Below are 22091 nucleotides of genomic sequence, written 5' to 3' on the forward strand. Positions count from 1 at the left end.
TTTGTATGCCTTTCTCCGGGTTACGGCTGTAAGGCGTGCCCCGGAGGCCGTCAATCATGCGGGTCGGCCGTGGTGTCGGCCGTGGTGTTCGCTGCGCACCGTGGGCGCCTCGTCCGCGCACGCCCCGAAACCGGTGTGGCCTGGACAGGCCAGATCGTGGCATATCCGTACACGCATGGTCGCGGTCCGCGAGCATCGGAGAATGCGCGAGCGGAGTGCCCAGAGCGACCGGGTCATCGCCCGGCGGTACCGGCTCGGGACCCGGTTGGGTCATGGCGGGATGGGCGCCGTCTGGCTCGCCCATGACGAGACCCTCGGCAGGGACGTGGCGGTCAAGGAGGTGCTCTCCCCTCCGGGCCTGAGCGCCGACGAGCAGTCGATCCTGTACCAGCGCGCGATGCGGGAGGCCCGGTCGGCCGCCCGCCTCTCCCACCCGGGTGTGGTCACGATCTACGACGTCGTCGAGGAGGAGGGCCGGCCCTGGGTGGTGATGGAGCTGCTGCACGCCAGGTCCCTGCAGGAGATCATCGAAACGGAGGGGCCGCTGCCGCCCCATCGCGTCGCGGGGATCGCACGGCAGGTCATGGCGGCGTTGAGCGCGGCCCACTCGGTCGGGATCCTGCACCGGGACGTGAAGCCGGGAAACGTACTGCTCCTGGACGGTGACAAGGCGGTGCTGACCGACTTCGGCATCGCCGTCATCATCGGTGAGGCGACGCTGACCCAGTTCGGGGCGGTCGTCGGGTCGCCGTCGTACATAGCGCCCGAACGCCTCCATGGCGCACGGGCCACACCCGCGGCGGATCTGTGGGCGCTCGGCGTGCTGATGTACACCGCGGTCGACGGTCGGTCACCGTTTCAGCGAGAGGACCCGGTGGCGACGTTCGGCGCGGTTCTCACCGAGGACGTCGTCGTGCCGCCGGGCGCCGGGCCGTTGAAACCGGTGATCGAGGGACTGCTCCGCAAGGAGCCCGAACGCCGCCTGACGGCCCCGGCCGTCGATCCGTTCCTGGGGAGGGCGGCCGCTTCCACGGATTCCTCCCCGCGCTCCGCCGCCGCGGGCGCGGAGACGGAGAAGCCGGGTCTCCGAGAGCCCTACGATCTCGGGTTGCAGGGGACGCTCATGGCCGTCGGCGGCCTTCTGGTGTTCCTCGCCCCCGAGCTGTGGGCGGACGAGACCGCGCAGGCCCGGCTGCCGTTCGGCGTCCTCGGGCCCCTGATGGCCCTCGCCGGTCTGTACTCGGTCCTCGGCGTCCGCGGGCTCGGCGCGTGGGGCCGGACCGCACTGGGCGTCCTCGTCAACGTGTCACCGTGGGCCTTCGGCTTCACCGGCCACTCCGCCGCGGCGTGGACCGCCTGGGCCGCCGGAGGGCTCGTCGTGCTCGCCGGTCTGTGGGAGGCGACCCGGCGCGGCTGACGACGCTCTCGCCGCTCGCCTGCCGGCGTTTCACCGCATGCGCACGGCCGATTCGCGGCGGGAACGGCCATTCCTCACTCGGGTGTACGGATGTGCGGGTGTGCGGTGGACAGCCGGGCCCGCGCTCCGCACGGGAAGGAGCCTGCCGGCGCGGGCCCGGCTGCGACGCCGGCCCCGTTGGCGGAGAAGGGCCGGCGTCGGTCAGTGGGCCGGGGTCGTTCGGTGGGCCGGCCGGTCAGGGAAGCTGGAACTGGGAGACGAAGTTCCAGATGACGGTGTTGGCGTCGATGTCGTAGGTGGTGCCGCCGAGGAAGGGGCCGAGGAAGGGCGTGCCGCCGGGCCAGTTATGGCCGCCGCCCTTGATCTGGTAGAGGATCACCGGGGCGGCGGCGGGGCAGTTCTGGAAGTCGTGGCGGGTGACGGTGGTGTTGTCCTCGGGGTGGGTGTTGGGCAGGTCGGTGTCGGTGGTGGTGGTGCGGCAGCCGTTGTTGCGGGCCCAGAACTGCGCGGCCGTGGGGGCCGTGTTGTAGGAGACGATGGGGTCGCCGTCGCCGTGGATCAGCGCGATGGGGATGTCGCGGCCGGGGTGGCAGGCGCCGCTGTCGTTCAGCTGGCCGGAGACCGGCGCGTAGGCGGCGAACCGCTTGTTGTCGCACGCCATCTTGCTGGTGAAGAACCCGCCGTTGCTCATGCCGGAGGCGTACAACCGCCGGGGGTCGGCGTTGAAGCGCTGGATGAGGGTGTCCTGGAGCTCGGTGACGAAGCCGGGGTCGTCGACGTTGGGGGAGGCGGGTCCGCCGGCGACGCCCTGCCAGCCGCTTCCGTAGTGCTCGGGCGTGATCATGATGTAGCCGTTGGTCTGGGCGTGGTCGGCCATCCGGCCGAAGAACTCGGCGAGCGAGGGCGTCTCGTACAGGCCGGGGAAGTGGAACAGCGTGGGCAGCGGGGCGCCGGTGTAGTTGTCCGGCAGCCGCAGGATCGCCTTGCGGGCCTGTCCGGCGTGGGTGAGGTGGATGGCGTGGTTGCCGGGGTCGGGGCGGCGGTCCTGCACGGTGAAGGTCACGCTCTGGTTGCTGGACTGGGTGCCCCGGCGGACGGTGGCGGTGCCCTGCCAGGTCACGGTGCCGTCGGCGGGGGCTTGGACGCCGCCGGAGACGTTGGCGGAGATCTGCACGCCGGCGGCGTTGTCCTGGAGGGTGAAGGTGCCCGACAGGCCGCCGAAGGACCCGCGGGTGATCTGGAAGTTGGCGGTCGCGCTTCCGCCCGTGGAGCCGGGCAGGGTGGCCTGTCCCTGGACCTTGTCGGTGTTGTAGTCGGCGACCGCGTCGGTCACCACGATGCCTCCGCCGGTGACGTCGGCGTCGAGGCGGTAGGCGGGGCTGCCGGCGGCGGTGATGGTGACCCGGTCCGGCTGCAGGGCGGCGGCGTGCGCCGCAGTTGGCGCGAGTGGTGAGCCCGGGAGGCCGGTGAACGCCGCCGTGACGGCGAGGGCGGCCAGTCCGGTGGCCCGGCGGCGGGGTCTGCGCCGCGGGCCGGCCGTGGTGCGGGGCCGTACGGGGTGGGGGGTCATGGGGGTCCTTCCGTTCGCACGGATGTGCCGCCGTCAGGGGTGGGCGGCGGCCTGCCGCCGCGGAACGGGCTCTGACACCTGCCCGGAGCGTGGCCGCGGCCAGCGTGGGAACAGGCTAGGCCGCCCGGTCCAGGTCCGGCATCGCATGTATGTCACATTGCCCTGGCAGTTCTTCGTGCCTTGGTGATAGCCGGTGAACGCCACGGGCGGCGGCAATTCGGGGCGCTTTACGCGGCCGTACGCGCACCGTTTCCCGGTCAATGTCCGTGGGGACGTGAGAGCCCATCTACCTGGGATTCCAGGCATGCATGGCCCGCTTCGCGCGGCATGCGCCGTGTCGTCACCGCGTTTTCCGGAAGGCCGGAGGAATGCGCGGTGACCGGGCGCGTGATTTCCGGTATCCGCCCCGGAGAATTGCGGAATGGCGGGGTCAGTCGCGGATGAGGGCCCGTTGGATCTGGCGGTGGATGTTCTGGCAGCCGGGTTCGTTGCGCCCGATGAGCACGTCGCTGTGGGCCGCGGTGGCCAGGCCGGCGCCCGCGCTGTCCATGACGGGGCCGTCCTCGTCGCGCACCACGGCCCGGATGTGCTCGACGTAGTCGAGCATGCCGCGCTCCTCGGCGGAGTCGCGTGGTGCGGTCCGGCTGAGGAAGACGTGCCGGAGCACGCTGTGGGTGGCGTCGACGGGCCGTGCCTCGATGACCTCGGCGCCGATGGGCGAGTTGGCGATGACGAGGTTGGGATAGACGAAGTACAGGACCGCGACGTGCTCGCCCTTCTCGGCGCCGAGGTCTTCGGGGAGCTCGCGGACGGTGGTCAGCGGCACGCCCAGACGGTGGTGCGGGGTCAGGTCGTCGAAGCTGACGATGTTGGCGATGGTGCCCTGGCCGACCAGGGAGTCGGGGTGCACGAACGGGAAGTGGTAGGTCTCGGAGAACGCCTCGAGCACGGCCTTCCAGTTGGCCGCGACGTCGATCTCCATGACCGGGGCCGCCCAGTACGCGCCGTACCCCCAGCCGGCCAGCTCCTTGTCCAGCGTGCCCAGGTGGGCGTCGAGATCCAGGGGCCCTCGGGCGTCGGGCAGGCACCACACCAGGCCGTGCCGCTCCTGCGTCGGCAGCTCGGTCAGGCCGTGGTCCGCGAAGTCGATGTCGTCGAAGCCCTTGCGGCCGGGCACGCTGGTCAGCGTGCCGGCGAGATCGTAGCTCCAGGCGTGGTACGGGCAGGTGAACCTGGTCGCCGAGCCCGCACCGGCGGCGACCCGGGCGCCGCGGTGCCGGCAGGTGTTGACCAGGGTCCGTACCCGGCCTCCGGCGTCCCGGGCGACGATGACCGACCGGTCGGCCAGCTCGCGGACCAGGTAGTCGCCGGCCGCCGGAAGCTGGCAGGAGGCCGCCGCCACCCAGGGCGTCGCGTGCAGGACGAGAGCACGCTCGGCCTCCAGGATGTGCGGGTCACGGTAGGAACCGACCGGGATCCGGACGGTCTTCTCGGCGTAGTCGGTGGAGCGTGCCCGGACCAGCCGGCGAACACGGGGAAGCAGCTCGGCGGACGCGGGGGCGGGCTCGGGCACGGCCACTCCTCAGGGCTCTGTGTTGCCGGAGGACGTCCTGCGCACCCGGGCGCGGGTGAGGTGCGATCGGTCCCTCGACAGAACGACAGTACAACGCTTGAATCTACGTACTGTCAAGGCGGGTTCGGGGGAATCGGGGTTCTGATGGAATGGGCCCATGCGCACGCACGGCTGGCGGGGAGATCCGCCGCGGACCGACGATGAGGCCCGCCGGCGGATCATCGAGGCGACGACTCGTTGCGTCGACCGGTACGGCCCGGTCAAGACCGGGCTCACCGACGTCGCCGGGGAGCTGGGGGTCACCCGGGCGACCGTCTACCGCTACTTCCGCAACCTCGACGAGCTGCTGAAGGCCACCTCTCTCGCGGCCGCGGGCGAGTTCCTCGACCGGCTCGTCGCGCATGTCGCGGGACTGGACGACGCCGCCGACATCCTGGTCGAGGTCCTCGCCTTCGCCATCGAGCAACTGCCCGGCGATCGGGGGGCCGGCCTGCTCATCTCCAGCGGGCGCACGGCCAGCCTGAGCGCCGACCTGCTGTCGCCCACCACCATCGGATTCGCGCGCGCCATGCTTCAGGAGCTTCCGGTCGACTGGGCGGCGCACGGCTATTCCGGCGCCGGGCTGGACGACCTCGCGGAATTCATGCTCCGGCTCCTCCACTCGTTCCTGCCGCAACCCGGCGGCACCGAGGCAGCAGGGGACCCGCGGCCGTTCCTGCGCCGCTGGTTCGTTCCCGCGTTCGCCGCCCGGGCGCACACGGTGGCGGACCCGGTGGCGGACTCGGTGTCCGCGGTGGCGGACCCGGTGCCCGCGGTGGCGGACCCGGTGCCCGGGGCGGCCCGCTCCTGAAGGCGCGCCGGCGGGCCGGCGGGGCAGGGCCTACGCGGTCGCCGTGCGGGTCTGACGATGACCCGTTGACGCACGAGAGGTGTGGGGCTACTTTTACGGCACTCGTAGTGCAGCGGCCCCAGGGTCCCGTTCCCGGACGGATCACGGTGCCGAACCACTACGGCAAGGGCGCGGTCACAGCGACATGACATGATCATCGAGGCTGATATGACCGAGTATGCCGTTACGCCCATCCGGCAGGAGACCGGCCTTCTGGCCGAGATCGCGGAACTCCTGCGCCCAGAGCTGCCGTCCCTGGCGGACGAGATCGTCGATGAGATCCGGCTCAGTGTCCCCGAGTTCGCCCGGCCCCTGCAGGGCAACTTCGCGGTGGGCATGAGGCTCGGGGTCGAGCAGGGCCTGCGTCAGTTCGTCGAGCAGATCGCCGACCCGGGGGCTCCCCAGGAGTACGGCGTGCGGGTCTACCGGGCGCTGGGGCGGGGCGAGTACCTGGAAGGCCGGAGCCTGGACGCGCTGCAGGCGGCCTACCGCATCGGCGCGCGTTTCGCCTGGCGGCGCTTCGCCGACGTCGGCAAGAAGGCCGAGATCGCCCCGGAGCGGATGTACGTCCTGGCGGAGGCGGTGTTCGCCTACATCGAAGAGGTCTCGGCGCATTCGGTCCAGGCCTACACCGAGCTCGGTTCCCGCGCCGTCGGCACCCTGCAGCGACGACGCCACCGGCTGCTGGAGCTGCTGATCGCCGATCCCGCCGTGGCCGCGCCCAGCAGCCTGCACGAACTCGCCTCCGACGCCCAGTGGCGCCTCCCGCCCACGGCCGCCTGCGTGGCCGTCGACGAGCAATGGCACACCAGGCACCTGGTCTCGCCGGCGCTGAGCGCCGACGTCCTCATGGACCTGGAGCGTCCCGACCCCTGCCTGCTCATTCCCGACGCCGACGGCCCCGGCCGCCTGGACATGCTGCGCCGGGCGCTGCGCGACACCGACTTCGCCATCGGCCCCACCCTGCCGCTGAAGGACGCCGCGCTGTCGCTGCGGCTGGCCCGCCAGGCGCTGTCGCTGATGCGCCGCGGGATCATCGGAAGCGGCGGCCACCTGCGCTGTGAAGATCACCTTTTCACCCTGCTCCTGCTGAGCAACGAAGATCTGCTGAGCCTCCTGTCCCGGCGGCGCCTGGCCGAGTTCGACGAGCTCAGCGCCGACCAGTTCGACCGCCTCTCGGAGACCCTCCTCACCTGGCTCACCACCGGCGCCTCCCTCCCCGACGTGGCCGCGCGGCTCTGCGTCCATCCGCAGACCGTCCGGTACCGGATGCGCAGGCTCCAGGAGATGTTCGGCGACCGCCTGCACGACCCGGCCTGGAGATACGAGATGAGCCTGGCGCTCCAGGCCCGTCTCCTGCTGCTGGCGGAGCGACGAGCGGACGAGCGTTAGCGGCGGCCTCCTCCGGCCAGGCCCACCGTGGGAGGTGGTGCCTGCCCCACCCCAGGACTCCTGCCTGCTGTCCTGCGCTCGTCGTGCCCCGGCCGGTTGACTTACGGCCAGGCCGAAAGATCCGGAAAGATCCGGGAGCGGCAGGAAAAGCGGGGGAACATGACCACATGGCTTGCCGATCACGCCCTGGTCTTCGGCGGCTGGGGTGCGCTGGCCATGGTGCTGCTCCTGCCCGCGCTGGAGGCGGGGCTGCCGGTGCTCGGCATCCTGATGCCGGGGCAGACCGCGGTGGTGGCGGGCGGCGTGCTCGCCTGGCATGAGCGGGTGCCGCTCCCGGCGGCCCTGGCGGCCGCGGTGACCGGGGCGGTGCTCGGCAACGCGGCCGGGTACTTCGCCGGGCGGCGCTGGCACGACCGGCTGCTGGCCCGGATGCCGGCGCGGCTGCGGCGCCCCGCGCAGACCGCCAGGGCGATCGCGATGATCGAGAGGCACGGCGGCCGGGCGGTGCTCGTCGGCCGGTTCATCGTCGTGTTGCGCACCCTGGTGCCCACCCTGTGCGGCATGCACGGCGTTCCGCTGCGCCGCTACCTGCTGTGGTCCGTGCTGAGCAGCGCGCTGTGGGCGCCGACCTTCATTCTGGTCGGATTCACCCTCGGCACCGGCGGACCTTTCTGAACTCCCGTTTCACGGGGGCGCGTCGATGAGGCGGGCCAGCTCGGTGCGGTCGGCGGCGCCTGTCCGCGCGTACACGGTGTAGAGGGTGTTGGCGACGGTACGGATCGAGACGACGAGCCGGTCGGCGATCTGGCGGTTGGTCAGGCCCTGGGCCGCGAGCAGCGCGATCTCGCGCTGCCTCGGTGTGAGGCCGGGGAGGGAGAGGCCGACGAGCGCCGGGGTGCGGGCGCCCTGGCAGGCTCGCGCCAGGTTCGACGCGCGGGTCTCCGCCGCCCGGGCGTTCCTGGCCAGTTCGTCCGCGCGATACAGGGCGGCCGCCATGGCCGCCGCCTCGGCCGCGTACAGCAGCATGCCCTCGTGCTCGAAAGCCGTGGAGATCTCTGCCAGCTCCTTGGGGCCGCGGGCGGCGGCGTGCCGGGCGAAGAGCGCGGCGAGCGGACCGCGGTCGGCGAGGTCCGTCAGGCGGGACACGACGAGCTCCGGACGGCCGAGCCGCACGACGTCGTGCGACGCGAACAACGAGAAGCAGACGTACGGGCTGTCGGCCACCTCCAGCGCCAGCTCCACGGCCCGGTCGAGATCACCCCGGGCGGCGGCGGTCCAGACCTCGGCGAGGTGCAGCGGGTAGGTGGCCAGCGGTCCGACGGGAACCACCTGCGCCCGCGCCCGGGCCAGCACCGCCGAGGCGCCGTCGGGGTCGCCGCGCAGCGCGTGAGCGTGCGCGAGCTCGCCGAAGCACGGGCCGGCGAACGTGCTCCGCCCCGGCGACCGGGCGGCGCCCTCCTCACAGACCCGCACGGCGTCCAGCAGCCGGCCGCGTAACCGATGAAGCTGGGCCTTGCGCGCGCCGAACTGGAGGGACGCCCGGTCCCAGAGCCCGAACTGGCCGCCCGGCCCGTAGGCCCGGTCGAGGTACCGGTCCGCCCGCGGCAGGTCCCCGGCGACGATCGAGGCGGTCATTCCGGCGTCGAGCAACGCGGCCGTGATGCTCGGCATCGCGTCCGCCCTTCTGGTGATCATGGTCAGGGCGCGGTCGACCCGTTCGAGGGCGGCGTCCGTACGGCCGGTGATGGTCAGCAGCGTGGCCTCCGTGGACGTCAGCGTGCCGCGCACGCGTTCGTCGGCCGGGCCCTGCCGCCGGATCTCCGCAAGGTTCGCCTCGACGGCCTCGAGGTCTCCGCTGAGCGCGGCGACGCTGCCCGCGAAGCAGCGCAGCACCTGCCGGAGCCGCGGGGCGGGCGCGAGCCGCTCGGCCTCGGCGAGGACGGCCAGCGCCTCGCCGGTACGGCCCAGCACCCAGGCCAGGTTGATGGCGCGCATGGTGGCCCCCTCGAACCGGGTGTCGGCATCGAGGTCGGCTCGCAGTGCGGTGCGGAAGGCCTCCTCCGCCTCCTCGCCGCGGTCCATGTAGGTCAGCGCGCCGGCGAGGGCCAGCAGGGCCGGTGGCCCACCGCCTGCCGCGGCCGCCGCCCTGGCCAGCCGCTCGGCCAGCGTCAGGTCCCGCATTCCCCGGGCCTTCGCGCAGGCCTGGAGGAGCAGGTCCGGATCGTCCGCGCTACCGGCGTCGAGCCGCCAGACCGCGACCCGCAGGACGTCCGCACGGCGCCGCAGGCCGGTGCCCGCGACGGCGGCGGCGAGGCCGCGCAGCACCGTCCGGGTCCGCAGGCCGCCGCACCACTCGCGGATGACCTCGCCGTAAAGCGGATGCGCGAGCCGTGCCTCCAGCCGCCGCCCGCTCGCCTGGACGGTGACGAGCTGCCGCTCCTCCAGCCGCTCGGTGGCCGTCATGGAGCACATCGACGCGAGCAGGTCGGCGCCCAGCGGCTCGCCGAACGCGAGGTACTCCAGCACCTCGCGCTCGTCGCCGGTCAGGTCGCCGATCCGGGCGGCGATCATCTCGCGCAGCGAGGTGCTCAGCTCCAGCGGGCCGTGCCACAGCCACATGCCGCCGAGGTCGCGCAGGACACCGGACAGCACCAGCTCGCGCAGGTAGAGCGGATTTCCCTTGCTGGTGTTCCAGAGCCGGGCGAGCGATCCCGCCTCGATGCGCCCGGGCAGCGCCCGGGCGAGCAGGTCCGCGGTCTCCGCCTGGGTGAGGGGGGCGACCTCCAGGCGGGCGAGCAGCTCGTCCTTCCACAGCGCCACCACCGTGTCCGGCGGCCGCCTTCCGCTCCGTACGGTCACCAGCAGCCGTACGGACCCGTGCAGTGCCAGGTGCTGGACGAGCCCGGCGGACCAGGGATCCAGCAGGTGCGCATCGTCCACGACCAAGACCTGCGCGTCGATCGCCGCGGCAGCCCATCTCAGCGGGTTGCCGTCCGGCCGCGAGTCGGGCAGCAGGTGGGCGAACGCGCCGAACGGCAGCTCGGCGGTCGCCTCGGTGGCACGTACCCAGGCCACCCCGGTCAGGTCCTTGACGGCTTCGGCGATCAGCCGGCTCTTTCCCGCCCCCGCCGGGCCGAGCACGACGACGCCCCGCCCGGCCGCGCGGATCACCGTGAGCTGGTCACTGCGGCCGGCGAACGGCCAGCGGCTGGACATGCGGAGAGGATATTTGAGTACGTCCGACTCATGCCAGGCTCATCGCTCGCGATCACGGTGGTGACATGAGCGCATTCACGGCCACCGGCCTGACGGATCTCGTCCGCGAGCTACTCGGCGACCCCACGGCCGAGATCGCCGAGCAGCGTGTGGAACCGGTGGGCACCGGGCCGGGCGCCTTCTCGACCGAGGCCCTGCACCGCGTACGGGGCGTCACCACGGACGGTGTGCCCTGGTCGTTCTTCGTGAAGTCCGTTCACTCCGTACGGCACGCGCCCGCCCTCGCGATGCTGCCCGGGCACCTGCGCGCCGCACTGATCGAGAGTTACCCCTGGCGGGCGGACGTGGACGTCTACCTGGCGGCGGAGCCGCTTCCCGACGGGATGCGCCTCCCTCGCCTGTACCGCCTCGACGACCTCGGCGACGACCGGCTGATCATGTGGCTGGAGGACGTCGCGGAGGCTCCCGGCGCGAAGTGGGATCTCGACCGGTACGCCCGGGCCGCGTACCTCCTCGGCGCACTGGCGGCGATGCGCCCGGTGACCGGACCCGCGCCGCTCAACACCGGCCTGCGCTTCTTCTGCGAGCACGTGGTCTCCGCCACTGCCGTCCCCGGGCTGCTGGGCGACGACCTCTGGCGGCACCCCCTGGTGGCGCCGTACGCGGACGAGCGTCTCCGCGGAGATCTCCGATCCCTGATCGAAGGCCGGGCCGACCTCCTCGACGCCCTGGACGGCCTGCCGCACACCCGGGTGCACGGCGACGCCTGCCCGCAGAACCTGCTCATCCCCGCCGACGGCTCAGCCGAGTTCGTCGCCGTCGACTGGAGTTTCAACGACCCCGCCGCCGTGGGCAACGACCTGGCGCAACTCCTCGTCGGCCGGGCCCACCCGGGCCTTCTCCAGGTCACCGACCTGCCGGGCGTCCAGGAGACCATCAGGCAGTCCTACGCCGCCGCCTTCCCGGCCGCCCTCCCTCATCTACACCTGGGCTTCCGGGGCGCCCTCGTGCTCCGCGCGCTCTGGACGGCCATCCCCCTCCCGCGCCTGACCGAGCCCGCCACTCCGGCCCTGCACGCCTTCTTCGCCCACCGCCTGGCCCTCACCCGCTACCTGACCGACCAGGGCCTCGCCCTCGGCCTCTAGGCGACCGCGCTCGGGACCGGCAAGGCGGCGAGCCGATCGTGATCTCCGGACGGGCCGGAGCAGGCGGCTCGGGTGTGCGACTCCGCGAGACCGGGGGCTCGCCTCCGGTCAGGGCGAGGGGCGGCGGAACCGGGCCTCCCGGTAGGCGGCCAGCTGCCCGGAGAGGCGGTCCTTGAGTTCCAGGCGCTTGGCCTTGCCGGTGGCGGTGTAGGGGATGTCGTCCCCGAAGACGACGACCTTGGGCTGGTGGGCGAAGTCGAGGCGGCTCGCGCAGTACGCCAGCACCTCCTCCTCGCTCAGCGGGCCGTCCGGCACGACGTAGGCCGCGATCTCGTCGCCGTAGACGCGATGCTCGAACGGCACCGTGAGGGCGAACCGGACCTTCGGGTGGCTGTGCAGCACCTCGTCGATCTCGAACGGTGAGATGTTGTGCCCGCCACGGATGATGAGCTCCTTGATCCTTCCGGTGATGAAGTAGGTGGGCCGGCCGTCCGGGCCGGGCTGCCAGAATCCCTCGTCGCCGGTATGGAACCATCCGTCGCGCAGTGCCTCGGCGGTGGCGTCGCGACGACCTGCGTATTCCCGCATGACGATCGCGCCGCGAACGGCGAGTTCGCCGCGTTCTCCGGCCGGCAGCTCCCGGCCGGAGCTCCGGTGGAGCACGCCGAGCCGGGCATGGGGGACAGCGCCACCGACGCTGGGGAAGCCGAAGCCGGCGTGCCAGTGGCGGCGTTCCCCCTCGGAGAGCACGGGCATCGCGGTGGCGACGCAGGTGGTCTCCGACAGGCCGTAGATGTGGCGGATGGCCACCCCGAAGCGATCCTCGAAGCCCAGCGCCGTCTCCACCGACAGCGGACCGGCTCCGCAGAGGACCTCGGTGAACCGGTCCGGCGCCGTGCCCTCGCCGGCCAGGAGGAACTCCAGCAGCGTCGGCACGAGGCTGGCCGTGGTCGCCTCCTCGGCGATGACATCGCGCCAGAACGCGTCGGTACGGAACCGGTCGGCGAGGACGGTCGACGCGCCGGTCAGCCAGGGCAGCAGGCTGGAGATGACCAGCGCGTTGGCGTGATGGACCGGCAGAACCGTGTAGACGCGGCTCGCGCTGTTCCAGCCGAAGACGGTGGCGATCGCGTCGAGGTCGGTGAGCAGGTTGCCGACGGTGGTGATGATGCCCTTGGGCTCGCCCGTGGTGCCGCTGCTGTACAGCCGCAACGCGGGCCGTTCGAGCCCGTCGGCCGCGCCGTCGAGTTCTGCTGCCGCGTCGTCCGGGATCACGTCGGTGCGGCGCAGGGGCACGCCGGCCGCCGGCGCCAGGCCGGTCGCGTCCTCGTCGAACTCCGGCGCGTACACCAGCAGCTTCGCCTGCGCGTCGAGCAGCACGAACCGCCGGCGTGCGGCGGGCTCCTGGGCGTTGAGCGGCACGCAGCACGCGCCCAGCAGCCAGCAGGCGTACGCGACGGCGAGCGCCTCGGCGGTGTTGCCGGCCAGGGTCGCCACCGCGTCACCCTCGCCGATGCCCTGCGTGCGCAGCCAGGCCGCGGTCGCCTCGACCCGGCTCCGCCAGGCACGGACGCTCCACTGCCGGCGGGTGCCGCGGGCGTGGTGCAACTCGGTGAGGTACGGGGCGTCATCGTCGGTACGGGAGCGCAGGAAACCGGCGAAGCTCGACCAGCGCGGGCGGAAATCGTCGACCGGGACACGGGCATCCATGGCACGGGACGCTAGACAGAGTCAACTGCCGTGACCATGGCGGGAGGACACACCAAGACCGCCATCGCCATGGCCGGAGCTCCCATGCCCGGGCCGCCGAGCGGGACCATCTCGCCGAGGTCGCCGACCTTCGCCCCTGAATCCGGCCGGCTCGCCGGGCCCTACCGTGGTCGTGAGGCCAGGGGTTGGAGGCCACGATGGCAAGCGACGTGTCGGCCGGTCACCGGTCCAATACAGCGCGACGGGTCGGCTACCTCATTGCCGCCGGCATCGGCGCGGCACTGTTGTACGCGCTCAACGTCCGCCCGGGCTGGGACGCGCTGCCGTTCCTGACCGACGAGACCTCCCGGGTGCTCGGCCTGCTCGATCTCTCGCTGGTCGCCGGGCTGATCTTCAATCTCGGCTACGTGCTCCATGACCCGCCGTGGCTGAAGTCCCTGGGCGACCTGGTGACGACGGGGATCGGCCTGGTCGTCCAGTCGGTGTCGCTGGCGCGCGCGATACTCCTGAAGTGCCGAGAGGATCGATGAAGACGGCATCGATGATGTACGGAACACTGTTGCTTCGGTGCCCCGGGGCACGAGCAACCCGCCCACGGTGCGCGCTGTGGTTTTCTTGGACCTCCCGTCCCGACGCAGAAGGGCCATATGAGCGAGGACGTCCCCGGTTACCGTGTCCTGAAGCAGATCGGCGAAGGTGGATTCAGCGTCGTCTACCTCGCCTATCAGGAACGCCTGGATCGCCAGGTCGCGCTGAAGGTGCTGTCGATCAGTGCCATCGACAAGGCGCCGATGCGCCGGTTCCAGCGGGAGTGCAAGATCACCGGGCGGCTCACCGGCCATCCCAACGTGGTGACGGTCCTGGACACCGGCACGACCCGGTCCGGTCGCCCGTACATCGCGATGGAGTACTTCGAGCACGGCTCCCTCACCGACCGGCTGCTGCGTGAGGGGCCGCTGCCGCTGCCGGAGGTGCTGCGCATCGGCGTGAAGATGGCCGGTGCGCTCGCCGCGACCCACGAGACCGATGTGCTGCACCGCGACGTCAAGCCGCAGAACATCCTCATGTCGCGGTACGGCGAGCCCGCACTGGCCGACTTCGGCATCGCCCGGCTGGTGGACTCCCTCGAGACCCCGCACACCAACGCCTTCACCCCCCACCACGCCGCACCCGAGGTGCTGGAGGGCAGGCCGCCCGGGGTCAGCTCGGATCTGTACTCGCTCGGCTCGACGCTCTACCAGCTGCTCGCCGGGTGGCCGGCCTTCAGGGCCCGGCAGAACGAGGGCATCGCCCAGCTGATGCTGCGCATCCTGGGCGAACCGCTGCCGATGATCCCCCGTGACGACGTGCCCAGGCCGGTGTTCGACGTCATCGGGCAGGTCATGGCCAAGGTGCCGGAGCAGCGGTTTCCGAGCGCGGTGGCCTTCGCACAGCGGCTGCGGCAACTGCAGGGTGAGCTGGGGCTGCCCGTCACCGAGCTGGCGCACAGCGGCGGCGTGTTCGTCCCGCCCGCCCCGGGGCCTCCCGGCGGCGGGTTCCAGCCGCCGATCGCCGTGGCGCCCCCGCCCGCCTCCGTGACGCCGGTACGGCATCCGGAGCCGGTCGCGCGGGCCGCGACCGTACCGCCGGACGCCGGCGCGCAGACCGAGGGCGTGCCCGGCGCGGAGGCCGAGGCGCCGACGGCCAGGATCCCGCCGTCCGCGCCGATCGCCCCGGACCCCGCTGCGCCCGCCCCGCCCGGGTCGCCGCATCCGCACCAGTGGCGACCCGAGAGCACCTACGCCGACACCCGGGTGACCTCGCCGCCCACGGATCAGCAGCCCACCGGCCCGGCCGGCGAGCTCGGCCCGACCGGCCCGCCCGGCCTGACCGGCCCGCCCGGCTCGACCGGCCGGAGGCGGGGGCTGCTGGTGGCGTGCGCGGTCGCCCTCGTCGGCGGGCTGAGCATCGGCATCGCGGGGGCCGCCTCGTCCGGCGGCTCGCGCGGCGGCGACGACCCGCGGGTGGTCCCGTCCGCCACCACGCCGGCCACGCCGGTCGCGCCCACCGGGCAGGCCGGCGGCACGCCGCCCGTCGTCCGGTCACTCACCCCGCGGCAGATCAAGGCCGCCGCTCCCCGTAACGTCCGCCTGGTGATGACGGGCACCTCGGCGCGGGTCAGCTGGACCCTGCCGCCCGGCGCCCGGCGACTGCCGATCATCGTGCAGCGGTCCCCGCTGGGCCGGAGGCCCGTCACCTCGGCGGGCACGGGCGGGCGCGCCCTCACCGTCGGCGGGCTGAAGCCACACGGGAAGTACTGCTTCCGGGTCGGCGCGCTGCTGGCTCCGGGAAGCCCGCCGACCATCGCCTGGTCCGGGACCCGATGCGGCAGGGTCCGGTGAGCGAGCCCTACTCGCACACCCACAGAGGCGGGCCCGCGTACTCCTGCCAGGGATTCTTCGGCGTGGCCACCAGGTAGCCGACCATGTAGCCGCTGAAGCCGTTGTAGGAGATGTGGTCGTACAGCGATCCCTTGAAGTTGTCCCCCACCCCGCGGTCGAAGTACGCGCCCATCTTCTGGCAGTTCACCGTGAGCGTGTGCCCGTTGTCGACGATGGTCCCGGCTATCGCGCTGCTGGTGTCCGGGCTCACCCGGACATAGGCCTTGGACCCGCTGCCGTTGTGCTGGATCGCGTACTGCCGGGACGGCCCGACGAGATGTGCGCCGGTCTGCGCCTCCTGCCCGGCGCCCGCGCCGTTGGCCGAGGTCACCGTGAAGGTGTACTGCCCGTTCCGCCACACCTCGTTCAGCGAGACCGACGTGCCGGTGAGCCCGGTCCTCGCCCCGGTGGTGGGCCCGGTCCAGCTCACCCGGTAGGTGACCGGCGCGCTCCCCGAGCCCAGCGGAGCCGCCCAGGTGACCCTCGCCCCGGCGGACTCCGCGACCGCCTGGACGCTGCGCGGCGCACCGGGCGGCACGCAGGGCATGGCCGGCCCGCTCTGGGCCGACGCCACCTCGGCGGGCCGGCCGCTGCGGTCCTGGTACCGCACCGCGACCCGGAAGCGGTACTCCCGCCCGCACCTGCCGCCCTCGACCCGGAAGGTCGGCGTCTCACCCGCCGCGATGCTCGGGGGAGTCACCGTCATCCCCGCGGGCACGTCCTTGAGGACGTACTCCGTGGGCTTGCCCCCGATCGACGGCTGGAACTCCACGGTCATGGAGCCGGCGTCCCCGGCGGTCCTGAGGTTCGACGGGGGTGCGGGGGGCTCCCACGGCTCGGGGGTCCTGGTCGGCTGCGGCGACTGCGGCACCTGAGGCGACACGGGGGTCTTCCCGCCGTTGCCCGCGGGAGTCCCCTGGTTCCCCGGCCGGCCCTGTGTCGGGATCGGGCGGCGCGGGCCGCCGGGCACCTTCTCGTCGTACTTGCTGATCTGCTTGACCGCCCCGGACGTGTCCAGGACGACGGCGCGCCGGCCGTGCGGGTCGTTGGCCCACAGGAGGTTTCCCGAGACGAAGACCTCCAGCGGACCGGGCCTGCCGCCGACGACGATCTGGGTGTCGAAGGCGTTGGTCGCGGAGTCGTAGACGATCAGCGATCCGGCGGTCTGGTCCGGGATGTAGATCTTCGAGCCGAGGATCTGCGGCGGCCCGTAGTGGTGCTTGGGGAACTTCAGCGACACGGTGGAGTGCCGCCCGCTGCCGGTGTCGAGCAGCACGAGCGAGCCGGTCGCCCTGGCCAGCAGCGGCACGATCTGTCCCTCGGTCGCCGCCGGGAACAGCACTCCGCCCCGCCGCTCCTGCCGCACCGTGGACGGCAGCGCCAGCGTGAGCCGCTTGCCCGACGGATCCAGGACCATCGCGGTCGCCGCGGTCGAGTTGGTGACGATCGGCACGCCGGCGGCGATGGTGATCGCGAGGGCGTCCTTGGGCTTGCCCACGGTCACCGGGGGAGCCTGGTGGCCCGCCTGGAACGGGACCACCTGCCCACCGGCCGGGACCGGCACCCAGAGGGTTCCCCTTCCGTCGATCGCGGCCTGCCCGAGCGGTGCGGTGAGGGTGGCGGGGCCGTCCATGGCGGACAGCGTCACCGGGTCGATCTGCTGCACCGTGGCCTTGGCCGGGTCGATGGCGTACGCGGCGCCCTTCCCGGTGACGATCTGCAGGCCGGTGGCCGCGAAAGCGCTGGTGCTCTTCGTCAGGTTGAGCTGGGCGGGGTCCACGCGGCTGACCACGCCGGTCTGCTGGTCGATGATCAGGATCGTGCTGCCGTCCTGCACGATCTTGATGTCATGGCCGTACATCGTCCCGGGGAGCCGGACCTTGCCGTCGACCTTGCCGGCCATGCCGTTGGCGTGCACGAGCGTGCCCTTGCCGGTCGCACTCAGCCAGGCACCGACGTTCGAGACCTGGTACTTGGCGCTGGCCAGGCCGACGCCGAATACCACCGCTCCCACACAGAGCACGCCGACCAGGCCGATGGCGAGCTGGCCGGTCAGCCGGTCCCGCCTGAAGATCGAACGTGCGACACCGGCCCCCTGCACAGCTCATCACCTCTCGCCGCCAACGGTTCAGGTGGGCACACCCGACGCGCTGGTCACCCTAGTGCCAAACACCTATAGATCTACTGATTTCCGACGTTCGTTGCCGCTGCCCTTCCGAAGCGAACGGGGATGCAGACGCCGTCCCAGCCGCCGGGTCCGGCCGGACCTGGCGGTGACGAGCCTGCCGACCGCGTCGCTGTGCCGCCATGCCTCCTCGGCCGGTCCCGGACCGGGCGGGGTGTCGCCGAAGTCGGCCCAGTTGACCAGGTCGGCCAGCGGCCGCAGGTGCTGCAAGGCCTGGTCGCCGACGCCGCGGCCACCGAAGCGCGCGACCTCGTCGGCCGTGAGCGTACGGGCGCTGGAAAGCCCCACGTCGGCCAGGTGCTCCAGGGTCTGCTGCCACGCTCCGGCGATCAGGGCCGCGGGCGTGGCGCCCCGGCGGCGACCACGCCTGCGCAGCGCCGGCGCGGTCAGGGTCGCGGCCACGTACGCCACGATCAGCACTCCCAGTGTCACCAGCGCGTACACCCACCACGGAGTGGGAGCGGCCTTCGCGGTCTCGACCGGCGCGGGCCGCGCCGGCCCGCTCTTCTCCGGGCCGGCGCCGCGACGCCGGCCGGCCGCGTTCCGCTGGGCCTGTTCGAGCTTCTGCAGGGTGTCTCCCGCCGCGACGGAGTCGTCGGCCTTCGACCTGCCGGCCCGCTCGGGCGTGGGGAAGAACGGCACCCAGCCGAGCCGGGCGAACTTGACCTCCGGCCACACCATCACGTCGCCGGAGCGGACCTCCGTGACGGCGCCGGCCGCGTGGCCCCGCCGGAAGCCCACCACGACGCGGGTGGGCAGCCCGAGCGTACGGGCGAGCACCGCGTACGCGGTGGCGAAGTGCTCGGAGGTGCCGCGCCGCCCCTCACCGAGGAAGTAGTCGAGCTGGCGGTAGTTGTGGCCGGGCGGCGCGGTCACGTCGTACTTCGCGTAGGTCCGCAGCCACTGGGCGAGCGCGGCGGCCTGCTCCACGGGCGTGCTCGCGTCCCGGGTGGCCTGCCGGGCGAGCGCGCTGAACTCCGGCAGCTGCGGCGGTGCCCGGTCGGCGCCGGGTCCGTTCGGCAGGTCCAGCGCGGCCTTCGCCTCGGGGTCGGCGGCCGGCGTGGCCGTGTTCAGCTCGTCGACGTTCCACTGCCGGACCGACGAGATCACCTGGTAGGTCTGGCCGGGCCGCAGGGGCCGGGTGGCGGTCAGCGTCCCCCCGACCGGGTCGATCAGCACCGGCAGCCCCTCGACGGTCCGCGGGCGGTCGGCGGCCGGCACCCAGATGCCGGGCAGGTCCTGGACGGTGATCTGCTCGCCGGTGTCGCGGCGGGCACCGGTGTCGGCGGCCGGCGGTACCCGGCTGCCGGTCGGCACGAACCTGGCGCCCGACGTCCACGTCACCCCGTCGAAGCGGTCGAGCACCGCCAGCCGCCAGTCCTCCGTCTGCTCCTCCCGCGGCCGCCCCGTCGTCCGCTCCGGCCGCACCGTGAACAGGACCTGGTCGGGGCTGAGCAGCCAGGCGCCCACCCGGTCGAGCGGGCTGACGCTGTCGCGCTGCTGCGGCGGCGGTGCCTGCACCTGCTCGCGGGGATCGTACGGCTCGCCGGAGACCGGCAGGTACGGCGCGGCCACGAGGGCCAGGGCACCGAGCGCGGCGGCGATGGGCACTCCGAGCGCGAACCGGCGCAACAGCGCCCCCCGGCCCTCCGCCCCGGACCGCAGCAGCACCAGGACGACGATGAGGATCACGGTCGCGGCGGCGAGCGGCACGTTCGAGCCGGGGCCGCCGACGCCCAGCAGCAGGGCGGTCGCGAAGACCGCCAGCGCGGGGACACAGGGGCCGGCGCGCTGGGACGTGCGCAACGCGATCTCGGCACCGGCGAACCCCGCCAGCCATACCAGTACGTGGACCAGGACGAGCAGCTCGGGTCTGGGGGGCACCGGCAGCAGCGTGGTGAGAATCGCCTTGGACGAGTCGCGCAGCCCCGTCCCGATCACCCGCGGCAGGGTTCCGTCACCGAGCCTGTCGCGGAACAGCGTGAGGCAGACGGTCGCCACCCACGCGAGGACGCTGAGGACCATCGAGATCCACAGCGGCCACGGCCGTCCGGCTCGCGGGCCCGACAACAGGGCCGCCAGCACAGTGGGGACGACCGACGCGACCCCCACCACGGGCACGACGGCGTCCCAGCCGAAGACCCGGTGGAAGGCCAGTCCCGCGACCGCCGCCAGTGCGGCCGTGACGAGCAGGGACGCGTAGCGCCGGACCACCGTCTGTCCCCGCGGGCCGGTGCCTTCGGCCTCGCCCGCCTCGGGCGGCCGCGGTCGCGCGCTCACGGCCGGCCGGGTCATGGGCTCCTCCTCGCCCGCTGCCATGCCGCCGCCAGCGCGTCGAGGTCGGTGACGTCGATCAGCGTGACGCCGGGCAGCACGGGTGCGGGCCCGTCCGGCCTGATGCGCAGGCACACCACCCGTTCGAACCGGTGGCGCGCGGCCGTGATCCGGCTGAGGTCGGCGCCCACCGGGGTGACCACGACGAGGGAGCCGCCCGCGCGGACTCGCAGGGCGACGTCGACGGCGGATTCGGACCCTTCCTCCAGAGCCGACCTCGCCAGCCGGTCGAGTACGGTCTCGGTGTCGGCCGGGCCGCCCCGCGTCTCCGCCAAAGGACCCGGCCCGGCGAGGACGCGCACCGGGAAGTTCGCGGCGCAGGCCCCGACCGCGACGGACGCGGCGGCCTCGACGGCCAACTCGAAGTCCTCGGGGTCGTCGTAGGCACCGGGTCTGGTCTCGAGCACGACGCTCGTGCTGGGCAGGCTCGCGTCCACGAGCTGGCGGACCATGAGCGTCCCGGTGCGGGCGGTGGACTTCCAGTGGACATGACGCAGGTCGTCACCGATGACGTACTCACGGAGCGCGTGGAAGGTGGCCGTGCCCGCCGGCGCCCTGTCGCTGGTCGGCCCTTCCAGATGGTGCGCCCGGCCCGAGGGCATCAGCGGGAGAGTGACCGTACGAGGGTGGACCAGCAGCGTCTGCGGCGTGCCGTACTCGCGCACCCGGCGCGCGAGGCTCAGCGGGTCGGTGCGGATCAGGCGCAACGGGCCGACCGGGATCACGCCGCGCCGATCCGTCGGCAGTCGGTAGGTCACCATGCGCTTCCCGCGCGACCGCAGCCGCGGGAGCGCGACCGCGACGCTCGTCGAGCCCGCGGCGTCGGTGGCGACCAGGCCGGCACGGAGGGCCCGCCCCACGTTGGTGACGTGCAGCACCCCGACGGCCGGATCGCCCCGCGCCACCTTGAGCGGTGCGATCTCCCGGCTCACCTCGAGCCTCGGTGCCGGCAGCGTCCACAGCACGGCCCCCGACACGGCGAAGACGCCGGCGAGCGCCAGGACGGCAGGTTCGGTGTACCCCAGCCACCAGCCCGCCGCGTACAGCACCACCGAGGCGACGGCCGTGCCCCGGCCCAGCGGCGTCAGCATCCACCCGGCCGCGGCGGGAGGCCAGGTCGGGCGATCACTCAGACTCCCATGGCCTGCGGGACCGGGACGCTGGAGAGCGCCTCCGCGACCACGTCGGCGGCGCCGTGCCCACGCAGCTCCGCTTCGGGGGTGACGATCAGGCGATGTGCGATCACCGGGACGGCGAGTGCCTTGACGTCCTCGGGCAGCACGTACGACCGCCCGGCCGCGGCGGCGCGCACCTGGGCGGCGCGCAACAGCGCGAGGCTCGCCCGAGGGCTGGCGCCGAGCCGCAGATCCGGGTGGCCCCGGGTGGTGGAGACCACGCGCACCAGGTAGTCGTAGATCGGCCCCGCCACATGGATCCGCGTGGCGAACTCGATCATGCGGGCGACGTCGTCATGGCCCGTGAGCGGCGGCATCTGGTCCAGCATCGCGCCGGTCGGCATCCCCGCGAGGACCGCGATCTCCGAGGCGTGGTCCGGGTAGCCCATCGAGATCCGCATCAGGAACCTGTCCAGCTGGGCCTCGGGCAGCGGGTACGTGCCGTCCATGTCGACGGGGTTCTGGGTGGCGATCACCATGAACGGCCTCGGCACCTCGTGCGTCCGGCCGTCGGTAGTGACCCTGCGTTCCTCCATGACCTCCAGGAGCGCCGACTGGGTCTTGGGCGAGCCACGGTTGATCTCGTCGGCGACCACGATGTTCGCGAAGATCGGGCCGGGGTGGAACTCGAAGGCGTTGCCGCCCTGGTTGAAGATGGAGACCCCGGTGACGTCGCTGGGCATCAGGTCGGGGGTGAACTGGATCCGGTTCCACCGCGCTTCGACGGAGGCGGAGATGCTGCGTGCCAGGGTCGTCTTGCCCACGCCCGGCACATCCTCGATCAGCAGATGTCCCTCGCTGAACAGGCAGATCAGCGCGAGCTCGATCTTGTCTCGCTTGCCGCGGATGACCTGCTCGATGTTGCTGCCGAGGGCATGGAACATCTGCGCGAACCGCTTGCCCAGCGCATCGGCGTCGGGTGCCGGGTGAATCTCTGTCACGTGAACGTTCTCTCCAGGCTTACAGCCGCCGTACTCGAACAAACGCCGGAAACCGGGCACGCCATGTCCGGGGAATGATACGCACCCGGCATGGATTCGTGGGGGTACCGTCCGGGCCTGAAGC

At 72.7% G+C, this 22091-nt stretch carries 15 protein-coding genes; 7 read left to right on the top strand and 8 right to left on the bottom strand.

What is annotated here, in order from left to right:
* Positions 1-202 precede the first annotated feature (202 nt).
* Entirely contained in the window at positions 203-1417 is a 1215-nt protein-coding gene (locus ACRYCC_RS07130; RefSeq protein ID WP_433809774.1) for a serine/threonine-protein kinase, read from the top strand.
* A 235-nt stretch (positions 1418-1652) separates the two neighbouring features.
* Here the strand turns inward: ACRYCC_RS07130 and ACRYCC_RS07135 are convergent, their stop codons facing one another.
* Both ACRYCC_RS07135 and ACRYCC_RS07140 read right to left on the bottom strand, forming a co-directional pair.
* Positions 1653-2987, bottom strand: a complete 1335-nt coding sequence (locus ACRYCC_RS07135; RefSeq protein WP_433809775.1) for a CE1 family esterase — start codon at positions 2985-2987, stop codon at positions 1653-1655.
* Between the two features lie 430 nt (positions 2988-3417).
* Positions 3418-4560: an aromatic ring-hydroxylating oxygenase subunit alpha gene (locus ACRYCC_RS07140; protein ID WP_433809776.1), complete on the bottom strand. Its 1143-nt coding sequence runs from the start codon at positions 4558-4560 to the stop codon at positions 3418-3420.
* 157 nt (positions 4561-4717) lie between these two features.
* On the opposite strand from ACRYCC_RS07140, the gene ACRYCC_RS07145 reads away from it, so the two are divergent.
* The 3 genes from ACRYCC_RS07145 (at position 4718) to ACRYCC_RS07155 (ending at position 7516) form a co-directional block, all read left to right on the top strand.
* On the top strand, positions 4718-5410 hold the full coding sequence (locus tag ACRYCC_RS07145; protein ID WP_433809777.1) for a TetR/AcrR family transcriptional regulator: 693 nt from the start codon (positions 4718-4720) through the stop codon (positions 5408-5410).
* A gap of 207 nt (positions 5411-5617) precedes the next feature.
* Positions 5618-6841: a PucR-like N-terminal domain-containing protein gene (locus tag ACRYCC_RS07150; RefSeq protein WP_433809778.1), complete on the top strand. Its 1224-nt coding sequence runs from the start codon at positions 5618-5620 to the stop codon at positions 6839-6841.
* A gap of 159 nt (positions 6842-7000) precedes the next feature.
* Entirely contained in the window at positions 7001-7516 is a 516-nt protein-coding gene (locus tag ACRYCC_RS07155; protein ID WP_433809779.1) for a DedA family protein, read from the top strand.
* 9 nt (positions 7517-7525) lie between these two features.
* Here ACRYCC_RS07155 and ACRYCC_RS07160 read toward each other — a convergent pair whose 3' ends face one another.
* Positions 7526-10057 carry a LuxR C-terminal-related transcriptional regulator gene (locus ACRYCC_RS07160; protein ID WP_433809780.1) on the bottom strand — a complete coding sequence of 844 codons (2532 nt, stop codon included), beginning with the start codon at positions 10055-10057 and terminating at the stop codon, positions 7526-7528.
* Positions 10058-10122: 65 nt separating this feature from the next.
* On the opposite strand from ACRYCC_RS07160, the gene ACRYCC_RS07165 reads away from it, so the two are divergent.
* Positions 10123-11202, top strand: coding sequence for a hypothetical protein (locus tag ACRYCC_RS07165; RefSeq protein WP_433809781.1), 1080 nt, complete (start codon positions 10123-10125; stop codon positions 11200-11202).
* A gap of 108 nt (positions 11203-11310) precedes the next feature.
* Here ACRYCC_RS07165 and ACRYCC_RS07170 read toward each other — a convergent pair whose 3' ends face one another.
* Entirely contained in the window at positions 11311-12912 is a 1602-nt protein-coding gene (locus tag ACRYCC_RS07170; protein WP_433809782.1) for a class I adenylate-forming enzyme family protein, read from the bottom strand.
* 197 nt (positions 12913-13109) lie between these two features.
* On the opposite strand from ACRYCC_RS07170, the gene ACRYCC_RS07175 reads away from it, so the two are divergent.
* Entirely contained in the window at positions 13110-13442 is a 333-nt protein-coding gene (locus ACRYCC_RS07175; protein WP_433809783.1) for a hypothetical protein, read from the top strand.
* A 117-nt stretch (positions 13443-13559) separates the two neighbouring features.
* Positions 13560-15293 carry a serine/threonine-protein kinase gene (locus ACRYCC_RS07180; protein ID WP_433809784.1) on the top strand — a complete coding sequence of 578 codons (1734 nt, stop codon included), beginning with the start codon at positions 13560-13562 and terminating at the stop codon, positions 15291-15293.
* A gap of 7 nt (positions 15294-15300) precedes the next feature.
* Here ACRYCC_RS07180 and ACRYCC_RS07185 read toward each other — a convergent pair whose 3' ends face one another.
* From ACRYCC_RS07185 to ACRYCC_RS07200, 4 genes are all read right to left on the bottom strand, one after another.
* Entirely contained in the window at positions 15301-17433 is a 2133-nt protein-coding gene (locus ACRYCC_RS07185; RefSeq protein ID WP_433809785.1) for a hypothetical protein, read from the bottom strand.
* Positions 17434-17505: 72 nt separating this feature from the next.
* Positions 17506-19812, bottom strand: a complete 2307-nt coding sequence (locus ACRYCC_RS07190) for a transglutaminase TgpA family protein (protein WP_433809786.1) — start codon at positions 19810-19812, stop codon at positions 17506-17508.
* The gene (locus ACRYCC_RS07195; protein WP_433809787.1) at positions 19809-20942 is read right to left on the bottom strand and encodes a DUF58 domain-containing protein; all 1134 of its coding nucleotides are present in this window, start codon (positions 20940-20942) and stop codon (positions 19809-19811) included. Before ACRYCC_RS07195 ends, ACRYCC_RS07190 begins: the two co-directional genes overlap by 4 nt.
* A gap of 38 nt (positions 20943-20980) precedes the next feature.
* Positions 20981-21967 (bottom strand): AAA family ATPase, encoded by a 987-nt coding sequence (locus ACRYCC_RS07200; RefSeq protein WP_433809788.1) that lies wholly within the window; start codon positions 21965-21967, stop codon positions 20981-20983.
* Between the last annotated feature and the right edge of the window lie 124 nt (positions 21968-22091).

It is taken from the genome of Actinomadura scrupuli, assembly GCF_050971785.1.
GTDB classification, from domain to species: domain Bacteria; phylum Actinomycetota; class Actinomycetes; order Streptosporangiales; family Streptosporangiaceae; genus Actinomadura_E; species Actinomadura_E scrupuli.

Bases quoted from the DNA above. Each gene is read 5' to 3' on its own strand.
- ACRYCC_RS07175 (WP_433809783.1), top strand. From the start codon at position 13,110: ATGGCAAGCGACGTGTCGGCCGGTCACCGGTCCAATACAGCGCGACGG.
- ACRYCC_RS07165 (WP_433809781.1), top strand. From the start codon at position 10,123: ATGAGCGCATTCACGGCCACCGGCCTGACGGATCTCGTCCGCGAGCTA.
- ACRYCC_RS07160 (WP_433809780.1), bottom strand. From the start codon at position 10,057: ATGTCCAGCCGCTGGCCGTTCGCCGGCCGCAGTGACCAGCTCACGGTG.
- ACRYCC_RS07170 (WP_433809782.1), bottom strand. From the start codon at position 12,912: ATGGATGCCCGTGTCCCGGTCGACGATTTCCGCCCGCGCTGGTCGAGC.
- ACRYCC_RS07150 (WP_433809778.1), top strand. From the start codon at position 5,618: ATGACCGAGTATGCCGTTACGCCCATCCGGCAGGAGACCGGCCTTCTG.
- ACRYCC_RS07180 (WP_433809784.1), top strand. From the start codon at position 13,560: ATGAGCGAGGACGTCCCCGGTTACCGTGTCCTGAAGCAGATCGGCGAA.
- ACRYCC_RS07195 (WP_433809787.1), bottom strand. From the start codon at position 20,942: ATGCTGACGCCGCTGGGCCGGGGCACGGCCGTCGCCTCGGTGGTGCTG.
- ACRYCC_RS07155 (WP_433809779.1), top strand. From the start codon at position 7,001: ATGACCACATGGCTTGCCGATCACGCCCTGGTCTTCGGCGGCTGGGGT.
- ACRYCC_RS07190 (WP_433809786.1), bottom strand. From the start codon at position 19,812: ATGACCCGGCCGGCCGTGAGCGCGCGACCGCGGCCGCCCGAGGCGGGC.
- ACRYCC_RS07130 (WP_433809774.1), top strand. From the start codon at position 203: ATGCGCGAGCGGAGTGCCCAGAGCGACCGGGTCATCGCCCGGCGGTAC.
- ACRYCC_RS07135 (WP_433809775.1), bottom strand. From the start codon at position 2,987: ATGACCCCCCACCCCGTACGGCCCCGCACCACGGCCGGCCCGCGGCGC.
- ACRYCC_RS07145 (WP_433809777.1), top strand. From the start codon at position 4,718: ATGCGCACGCACGGCTGGCGGGGAGATCCGCCGCGGACCGACGATGAG.